The organism is Bradyrhizobium guangdongense (assembly GCF_006483445.1).
Taxonomy (GTDB): Bacteria; Pseudomonadota; Alphaproteobacteria; order Rhizobiales; family Xanthobacteraceae; genus Bradyrhizobium; species Bradyrhizobium guangdongense_A.
Genome location: NZ_PPPT01000179.1, coordinates 1 through 8,913, shown reverse-complemented (window position 1 = coordinate 8,913; position 8,913 = coordinate 1). Strand labels below are relative to the sequence as shown.

Here is an 8,913-nt window from a genome sequence, read left to right as displayed (position 1 = left end):
TGGGAGGGTGATAGGCGGGTGTTCCTTCCAGCGGTGAACAATGTACTCAAAGCACGCTCGGCCTCACAGGTCGCAAATCGAGTTGAGTGCACTGCTATCGCAATCTGAAAAGCAAATGCCCGCCGGTGATCAGCCGACGGGCATCCCTTTCTTAGGCTATGAACTGCGCAATTAGTAGAGCTGCTAGGACTACGTCTTGCGGTTCGAGCGTTATTACGACCTTCATTTCTTGGTCTCCGGTTCGCCCGGGGCCCTGTCGGGCTGGGTTAATAGGGAGATGCCGCGGCACCTGCAAAGTCAGATTACCCGATGACAACGGGGGCGGTTGCGGTAGCCGTCCGGAGCGTCGCTACGGAAGCGCTCAGTGTCAGGAAATGCCCCCGACGTGGCAATCGGTACGGGTGTCAGTCGGCCCGATGGCGACGAAATACGCCTGCTCCCGATTTGCGGCAAGGACGAAAAGTATCTACGACGGTATGGCTACAGCTTCGCGGCGTCCTTCAGAACCACGCCCAGAGTAACGACATACTCTGTAAGTAGCGGGACTCCCGGCGTAAATTCCTTCAAGACGAACAGACCTGGACGGGGCAGGCGGGTTGGCCGGGCTCCCAGCTTCCCTTGTACGACCGTCGCGTAGTCCGCCCGAGTGCCAGCATTGCCGTGGGCGATGTGGTTTCGGACTATCCGGATCTCGTTCAGCCGGGCTGCATGTGTCCGGCAGGCGGCGCAGAAGTGCTCGGTATTCGGGATTACATGACGGACGTTCTCGTTGATCTCCGACACCTTATTCCACTTGAGGATACCCTTGGCACGAGCTCGCCCGACCGTCCGCATGGCACTAAGCGCGTCGTCGATAGACCGCGCGCCGTGCGTTACGACCGGAGCAGCCCCGTCACCGTACGCCGTACCGCACACCAGCTTCGCTGCGATGTCTTCAATGGCGAGCTCGAAGAAGTAGAACGCTTGTAAAGCGATCATCTCCGAAAGCATCTGTTTCAAGTCGGGAGCAAGCAAGTGCGTGCTCGGAATGAGCGCACGCAGCTTGTCGGCTTGAGCGAGATACGCGCGGTGGGAGACCGCGAGCGATGCGATCGGCACGGCCTACCCAATATATGAGCGGATGTATTTGTCTCGAATGTCACGCGAACGAATACGGTGGGGGTTGGAAGTGCAGGCCACGTAAAACTCCGCGTCTGCTCGGGTCTTCTTGTCGCTCTCGAAACGGCCGTCCATTTCAGTCAGGGCGTTTCGGAGATCGGCGAGGTTGATGCGGTTTTTGATCGAGTCGAGAACGAGGAAGAGTGAAAAGAAGATTGGGGCACGGCTGAAGATCGTATCCTTCAGGGTGGTGTCGTTCAGGGAGACGAGCAGATTGAACGTCGCGTCGAAGCGGCGGGTGATTTCCGCCTCTTTCGTGAACTTCACGTCGTTCGCATTGTAGAAGGTGTCGATAGCTTTCGGGCTGTAGTCTTGCAACCCTTCGAGCATGTTCATCGCCAGCTCGGACACAAACTGCATCTCCGTCATCCGGGCGATCTGCAGGGCGGTGAAGAGGTTGTGCGCCCGCCAAAAGTCTACTCGAGCTGAGGCTTGCTTGACCGAAAACTGCTTGAACTCGCCGCTAAAGAGGGCGTTGCGCTTCTCCGCAGGGAGGAGCTTCTTTGATACCGAATTGATGCGCCCGAAAATTTCAATGACGTCCGAGTCGTTCGCACCCAACAGATATCCCACAGATAGCGACGTAGTGAGGAACTGATGCTTTTCCGTCTTGGACAGCTCGGAGAATCTAACGGGCTTGTCGTGTTTCGGATGGCGCGCGCGGAATTTGTCATCGACGAACTCAAGCACCGCGACGAGTCGCTGCTGGCCGTCCACGACCTCACGCATGCTCTTGCCTGAAGAAACGTCGATCGAGTGCCGGATGTAGATAGATGGCACCGGCTTCTGTTCGAGGATTGTATTGACCAGGTACGACTGCTGCTGCGGCGTCCACACCACGCGTCGCTGATACCAGGGTCGGAGATCGAGCTCCTTCCGCTTGTTCAGATTGATGACGTCTTGAATTATGATGGGTTGGTAATCAACGCGATCCACGAATCACCCCCTGCGCAATACCCCTAGATTGCATCCTGCAGCGCCCGTTCGCTAAATGTTCCTGAGGCTCCTACATGGACGAGGTGTTGATCAACACGACCACGGCCGGCGATCAGGGCCAGACAACACGATCAAGGGACAGATGTTCGGCGCCGACGGCGAGCAGCAACGGGATGCTGTTCAACCAGCCGACGCCGTCGGGCCCGCGGCGGCAGTTTCCTGCAATTGTCGAATACGGGTCGGGCTTCGCAAGTGGGAGGGCGATAGGCGGGACGTCGCCTATTGAGGCGACAGTGCACCGAAATACCAGTTTCTGGAGAAGCGGATGTTTCGTTATTTCTTTGCGATTGCCTCGACCATTGGCGTTTTCAGTTCTCAAGCCGACGCCAAATCAGTGAGTTGGAAGTTCACTAAGAAGCCGATCCAGCTCTCCGGCTATCCGGCCGGCGAAGACGAACCTGATTACGTCCTGCAAATGACGTGTCTGCCTGGCGCGAAGGTCCGGGTCGGAGTTGGCCCCTACAAGGACATTGGCAAGGGTCATGCCGGCATCTTTTCGGTGACGCTCAAGAGCGGAGACCGCTCCGCGACATTGTCGGGCAAATCGGCCAAGAGCACGAACTGGGAGATGACGGTGGCACGCGAGTTGAGAACCGAAATGCCGCTTTCCAGCGCCAAGGAATTGCTCGCCGTGCTCACCAATGGCCTTCCGATCACGGCCAGCGGTGTCCTGAAGGATTCGTGGACAGTGAACGGCCTGGCCAGCCAGACCGCGGCGTTTGGCGAAAGCTGTTCGAAAAACTAGCGCGACGGCGAAGGTGGGAGGGTGATAGGCGGGGCTTTCGGTCGGACGGAGATTCCGGTGTCGTGTGCTGAATGCAGGCTCGAAAAAAGTTAAGTGCTCTGGCGCCGTAGTCTAGCTCTCAGCCCGCCATAACGCACCCCGCTCGATGGGCCCTTGCACTATCTCTGTCTGGACGGTTCTGTTTGCCCCTTCCGGGACATCAGGTGAGGTCCGTCGGAATTATCGGGGCTTCAGCCGCCCTTCGATGTTGCTATGTGAATCCGCACCCATGCCCTTGATGAAGCCTTTACCGGTGGCAATTTCGACATGGTGCTTTACCGCTAGGGGCGCAAGCTTCAACGCGAATGGAATTGCGTGGCGTTGCGTGTACGTCTCGAAGAAAGATTTGTGCACCACGTCGATGCCGAATATCTCGGTGCGGTCCAGCCAAGATTCAGCCTCCACCGCTTCATAGCGCGCGACCCGTACCCAAGGCGTCAGGATTAGTGAACTTTGGTTGTTGTCAATCTTGGCCGCGATCATGGGAGCATCGATCACCGCGACCGCAAGAGGAATATGCAGGTCAAAATAGCGCGCTGTTGCCGGAGGAGCCTCTTGTCTTTTGAAGTACCTCAGCGACTTCACTAGTGGGAGCACGATGCTTTGGAAAGCATCCGGTCCCGATAGTTCGAGCTCTCCCTTGCCCTTTCGCACGCATTTAGAAAGCGACATGCAGCAATCCACAGCGTTGCTAACGAAGGGGTCTTCCTCAAGACTCAGTGCTCTTAGGATGCCTTCGCTCCAAGTCGACCGGTCGTCATCCGTTTTGACGACCACACTTTCCTTGCCTAGGCCCGCGAAGAACGGGAAGTTCCTCAACCAAGGACGGGTAGCTGTCATGAAAAATATGAATGGCAAGTCTGACTGCTTGCACTCGATGAGAAAATTGAGTGTTGGCCGAACGAATGGTTGGTTCTTGTCGCCAAACTCCCGGATGCGCCGCGAGGCCACAATGTCGAGCGTTCGCTGGGTACCGGTGTCGCTATCCATGTAGCTCCACTCCTCTTGGACGACAAAGTCGGTCCTGAGATAGTTCGCGATGAGGGTTTGCAGCGGGAAGCCCGACTTCCGCACAGCCTCCATAACTTGTTCTTCGTTGACTCCCACGCCTAGCTGGTTTGCATCAGGATTATCCTGCGATGCTTTCATTGTGTCCTACCCCACAGGCTGTAGTTCGCAGATGCTATGCGCTTTAATGGAATCGATCTACAAACAAGTAGCTAGTTAGCCCGTAGGGTGGTTAGCTCTCCAATTGCGCGGAGCGCAATTTGCCGGGCGTAACCCACCTCTTTACTCTCCGCGGAGGCAGAAGCGGTGGGTTACGCCGCGCGGACTGCGCTTCCGCCTTCGCTCTTCGAGCTTCGGCGGACGGCCGCAAGGCTAACCCACTCTTGAAGCGCCGCCGTGATCGCAGGCCGCGTCAATCCGAGACCACTATCGCGTTGACCTCGCAGCAGCGGCGCAGCGCCTGTTCGGTCTCTGTCGTCTCGAAAGCATGCCGTCGATCGAGAGCACGCCTGCGGGCGAGCAGCTCGCATGGTTCAGGTTGTGTCAGCCTTCTTTAACAATCCGGACCATGCGATAATGCCGCTCTGGCCATGCCCTTTTCGGGCGCGGACAAGGAGGGGCAGGACATGGACGAGGTGTTGATCAACACGACCACGGCCGGCGATCAGGGTCAGCCCGGCGTTTGCAGCCTTCAGGGAACCCAGTTCGTTGTCGTGTGGGAGGACCGCGGCGACAACACCATCAAGGGACAGATGTTCGGCGCCGACGGCGTCAAGAGCAGCAACGAGATACTGGTCAACCTGCCGACGCCGCCGGGCCCGCGGCGGCAGCTTCCGGCGATTGTCGAATACGGGTCGGGTTTTGTCGTGGCCTGGACCGAGCAGGCAGCCGGCAGCGCTGCGACGGCGCCGGCACAGTTGAAGCTTCGCATCTTCGACGCCGACACGCTGTCGGGTCCGGAAATCCAGGTCAGCACGGAGCCGGTCGAGCCGCTGATCCGGCCCGCTCTCGCGCGCCTGAGCGACGGCAATTTCGTCGTGGTCTGGGCGGACAAGCGGGACGACCAGAGGATCCGGGTGCAACGCTTCAGCACCGACGGCACGCGGATCGGCGGAGAGTTTCGCGCCAATACCGTCGCCGGGCTGCACCGGGTCCCGATGGTGGCGTGCCTTACCAACGGGGATATCGTCGTCGCGTGGCGGGCACGCATCGCCGGGCCCCTTCACATCCGGTTTCAGATCTTCAATGCACAGGGACCGGTCGGCGGGGAGCGGGTCACGCAACCGACCACGACCGCAGCCGCTATCGCCGCACTCGACAACGGCCAATTCGTCATCGCGCATCTGAACGATTTTGGCGAAGACGCCACCGCCGACACGCTGATCGTGGTGGAGGCCGAATTGTTCAACGCCGACGGCTCTTCCGCCAATCATTTCGTCTCGACCGCCGAGCAGCGCATCCACGCGACCTGGCCGACACTCGCGCGGCTCCCCGGCGGGCGCTTCCTCGTCGGTTGGGTCCAGTTCAACGTCGACAACCTGCCTGCCACGACAAATGTGAAGGCGCGTCTATTTTCGACGCAGGGTCCGGTCGGGCAGGTCACCCAGGTCAATACCTCGACCGGCGGCGAACGCTTCAGCCTCGCTGCCGCCGTTCTCGCAGGTCCCGACGGCGAGTTCGCCTTTGCTGCCTGGACGGACGACACGGGAAGCGGCAGCGACACCGCCGGACGCGCCGTGCGCGGGCGATCGCTTCGCGTGCCGGCGGCCGGGTTTTAGCTTGCGGAATGGATCAATCTCGTCGGATGGCTAGATTGCAGCGAAACCCCGCCACTACGCTTGATGAGTTTCACTTCGTTCTACCCATCCTGGGAGCTAAGACCGATGACAAGTCGGCCGAGGCGATGCGATATGCAAGCAAGATTGAACAATTCAGGACGACGGCTAGATCATGCCAAGGATACCTCAAGCCCTCTTTGATGCTTCCTTCTACCTTTATCCTTCACCCGAGGCTGCGAAGTCTGGCGGTCAAGCCGGAGGAACAGGTGTTTTCGTAAGTGTGCCCGTTTCTGACTCCCCGGGTCATGCATTCATCTACGCCGTTAGTAACGCGCATGTTGTACACCAGTCCGGCTGTTCCGTGGTCCGGGTGAACACCTTAGTCGGCGGGACAGACACAATCGATAAAGATCCCGCGGATTGGTACGCCCGGCCAGGTGATGATCTTGCGGTTTCACTAGTCCAGATAAAGCAGGACTTTCACAAGATAAGGTGCCTAGATGTGAGCTGGTTTGTCCAGAAGAACGACCTTCGAGAAGGTGTGATCGGTATCGGGGACGAAGTCTTCATGATTGGTCGGTTCATGAATCACGATGGCCTCTTGACTAACGTTCCTTCTGTTCGGTTTGGTCATCTAAGTATGGGTGTACTAGGCATCCAACATTCTGCCGGGCATCAACAACCTAGCTTCGCTGTCGAGATGCTTTCTCGTCCGGGATACTCTGGCTCGCCCGTGTACGTTTACCGCGTACCCCACGATCTTGAGACTGGGAATATCATTATCGGAAACAGCCGCGCCCGTCTCCTTGGGATCAATTGGGGCTTCATCACCGAGAAGGCGGAAGTCCGCGAGGAAATTGCCGTTACCGCTGGCATGGTTGAGGATGAACCGCCCAATGCCGTGAAGTACGTAAGGGTCAACACCGGCATGAACGGCGTCGTTCCGGCGTGGCATCTTGCAAAGTTGCTGAGCAGCGGCCCGATTAAGCGGGAACGTGAAGCCATAATCGCCCAAGAGCGTGCTGCCACAAAGCCGGATGGAAGCGTATAGAGCCCGATGGGTTTCACTTCGTTCTACCCATCCTACAAGTTCTACGGTGAGCTTGCTTCCATTCTCGTGAATACGATTTGTTATCGAAAGAGTTCCTCATGAAACCCCACGTCACCTGCCTGATGGCCTCCAGCGTCGATGGACGCACGCATCACAGCCGCTGGCGGCCGAAGGGGACGGGGGCGGATCTGTTCGAGAAGGTGCATGATCAGCTTGGCGGCGATGCCTGGCTGATCGGGCGCGTGACGGGATCGGAGTTTGCCAGGGGCAAGCCGTATCCGACCGACACGACAGCGACGTTCCCGCGCGAAAACTGGTTCGCGCGGCGCGATGCCAAAGCTTCTGATGTGAAGGCCTATGGCGTGGTGCTCGATGCGCACGGTAAGATCGGCTGGGGCCGTTCCGACATCGGCGGCGATCCGATCGTCGTGGTGCTGACGGAGGGCGTGTCGGATGCGCATCTCGCCGGCCTGCGCGGCGAGGGCGTGTCCTATATCTTTGCAGGCCAATCGGAGCTCGATCTCGCGCTGACGCTGGAGATTCTCAATCGCGAGCTTGGCGTGAAGCGGCTGCTGCTCGAGGGTGGCGGTGCCGCCAACGGCGCGTTCCTGCGCGCCGGCCTCGTCGACGAGCTCAATCTGATCCTCTGTCCGGCGGTGGATGGTGCGCGGGGTGCGCCCATCGTGTTCGACTCGGCCGACGACGAGAGCGACAAGCGCGCGCCGGTGACGGCGATGACGCTGGAGAGCACGACGCCGCTCGGCGGCGGTGCGCTTTTGCTGCGCTATCTCATCACCAATGACCCCGCATCCGCGCTCAGGTAAGACAGGGCATGTCGGTACAGGGTGAAGGCCACATCGTCATTGTGGGCGCGGGCGCGGCCGGCCTGATGGCCGCGCGCGAGCTCGCGCGCGCGGGCCGCAAGGTGACGATACTGGAAGCGCGCGACCGCTGCGGTGGACGCATCCATCCGTTGTCGGGGTTCGGCTATGGCGCGGAGGGCGGCGCCGAGTTCGTGCATGGCGAGGCCGGCGTGACGCGCGCGCTGCTGGCCGAGGCCGGGCTGTCGTTGCAGATGATGGAGGGAACGCCGTGGCGCGTCGAGGGCGGCGCGTTCATCCGGAGAGAGAGCGACGATCCGCATGAGGCGGAGCTGCATCGCGTGCTGGCGGAGCTGAAAGACGATTTGACGGTCGCCGAATTCCTGCAGCAGCATTTTTCTGCCCCTCAATACGAGCCGATGCGGCAGTCGATCCTGCGGATGGTCGAAGGCTACGACGCGGCCGAGCCCGAACGCGCCTCGACGCTGGCGCTGCGCGACGAATGGATGGGCGGCGAGCGGCACGCGCAGGGCCGCATCGTCGGCGGCTATGGTGCCGTCGTCGCCTGGCTCGAGGCGCAGTGTCGCAGCCTTGGCGTCGATATCCGGCTCGGCGCCGCCGTGTCGGGAATCGAAGAGGTGACAGATGGTGTTGCCGTTCGCTTCGGCCATGGCGAGGTGCTGCACGGCGAGGCTGCCGTCGTCACAGTGCCCGTCGCGCTGCTCGAGAAGATGGCGCTTCCTCCGGTTGCCCGCGCCAAGGCTGCTGCAACGGCGGATATCGGCTTCGGCAATGTGATCAAGCTTCTGCTGCGCTTCGAGACGTGCTGGTGGGTCGAGCGGGACAAGGAGCTCACTGATCTGACCTTCCTGCTGTCGGATGAGACGATCCCGGTCTGGTGGACGCAATATCCGGCCGCGCATCCCGTGCTCACCGGATGGTTCGGCGGCCCGAGGACGGCTGGTCTCGCCGGCCTCGACCGCGCCGCGCTGATCGACGCCGGGCTGGTCTCGCTCGCCAGCATTTTCGGCCTGTCCAAGTTCGAGGTCGCGCAAAGACTGGTCGCGGCCGAGGCGATCAACTGGGCCCACGATCCCTTCGCGCGCGGCGCCTATACCTACGCGACGCCGCAAACGCGCGCTGCGCAGGAGGCGCTCGCCAGGCCGGATGGTCCCGTGCTGTTCGCCGGCGAAGCCCTCTATCGCGGCCGCGACATGGGCACGGTGGAGGCCGCCTTGTCCAGCGGGCGCGATACGGCGCGGATGATTTTGGATAGTCCGGGCTAACCCCCTGCCGTCCTCGTCATGCCCGGGCTTG

Annotated in this window: 8 protein-coding genes; 5 read left to right on the top strand and 3 right to left on the bottom strand. The window is 60.4% G+C overall.

Annotation, left to right across the window (positions count from 1 at the left end; all coding sequences use genetic code 11):
- Nucleotides 1-480 precede the first annotated feature (480 nt).
- Nucleotides 481-1,098 (bottom strand): hypothetical protein, encoded by a 618-nt coding sequence (locus C2U70_RS25050; protein WP_140981304.1) that lies wholly within the window; start codon nt 1,096-1,098, stop codon nt 481-483.
- A gap of 3 nt (nt 1,099-1,101) precedes the next feature.
- Nucleotides 1,102-2,094, bottom strand: a complete 993-nt coding sequence (locus C2U70_RS25045) for a DUF262 domain-containing protein (protein WP_140981303.1) — start codon at nt 2,092-2,094, stop codon at nt 1,102-1,104.
- A gap of 325 nt (nt 2,095-2,419) precedes the next feature.
- Between C2U70_RS25045 and C2U70_RS25040 the strand changes: the two genes are divergently transcribed.
- On the top strand, nt 2,420-2,899 hold the full coding sequence (locus C2U70_RS25040; RefSeq protein ID WP_140981302.1) for a hypothetical protein: 480 nt from the start codon (nt 2,420-2,422) through the stop codon (nt 2,897-2,899).
- Nucleotides 2,900-3,118: 219 nt separating this feature from the next.
- On the opposite strand, the gene C2U70_RS25035 is transcribed toward C2U70_RS25040, so the two are convergent.
- Nucleotides 3,119-4,087: a hypothetical protein gene (locus C2U70_RS25035; RefSeq protein ID WP_140981301.1), complete on the bottom strand. Its 969-nt coding sequence runs from the start codon at nt 4,085-4,087 to the stop codon at nt 3,119-3,121.
- Nucleotides 4,088-4,572: 485 nt separating this feature from the next.
- On the opposite strand from C2U70_RS25035, the gene C2U70_RS25030 reads away from it, so the two are divergent.
- The 4 genes from C2U70_RS25030 (at nt 4,573) to C2U70_RS25015 (ending at nt 8,882) form a co-directional block, all read left to right on the top strand.
- Nucleotides 4,573-5,724, top strand: a complete 1,152-nt coding sequence (locus C2U70_RS25030; protein ID WP_140981300.1) for a hypothetical protein — start codon at nt 4,573-4,575, stop codon at nt 5,722-5,724.
- Nucleotides 5,725-6,226: 502 nt separating this feature from the next.
- The gene (locus tag C2U70_RS25025; protein WP_140981299.1) at nt 6,227-6,775 is read left to right on the top strand and encodes a hypothetical protein; all 549 of its coding nucleotides are present in this window, start codon (nt 6,227-6,229) and stop codon (nt 6,773-6,775) included.
- 98 nt (nt 6,776-6,873) lie between these two features.
- On the top strand, nt 6,874-7,599 hold the full coding sequence (locus C2U70_RS25020) for a RibD family protein (RefSeq protein ID WP_140981298.1): 726 nt from the start codon (nt 6,874-6,876) through the stop codon (nt 7,597-7,599).
- Nucleotides 7,600-7,607: 8 nt separating this feature from the next.
- Entirely contained in the window at nt 7,608-8,882 is a 1,275-nt protein-coding gene (locus C2U70_RS25015) for a flavin monoamine oxidase family protein (RefSeq protein WP_140981297.1), read from the top strand.
- Nucleotides 8,883-8,913 lie beyond the last annotated feature (31 nt).

Bases quoted from the DNA above. Each gene is read 5' to 3' on its own strand.
- C2U70_RS25015 (WP_140981297.1), top strand. From the start codon at position 7,608: ATGTCGGTACAGGGTGAAGGCCACATCGTCATTGTGGGCGCGGGCGCG.
- C2U70_RS25040 (WP_140981302.1), top strand. From the start codon at position 2,420: ATGTTTCGTTATTTCTTTGCGATTGCCTCGACCATTGGCGTTTTCAGT.
- C2U70_RS25035 (WP_140981301.1), bottom strand. From the start codon at position 4,087: ATGAAAGCATCGCAGGATAATCCTGATGCAAACCAGCTAGGCGTGGGA.
- C2U70_RS25020 (WP_140981298.1), top strand. From the start codon at position 6,874: ATGAAACCCCACGTCACCTGCCTGATGGCCTCCAGCGTCGATGGACGC.
- C2U70_RS25030 (WP_140981300.1), top strand. From the start codon at position 4,573: ATGGACGAGGTGTTGATCAACACGACCACGGCCGGCGATCAGGGTCAG.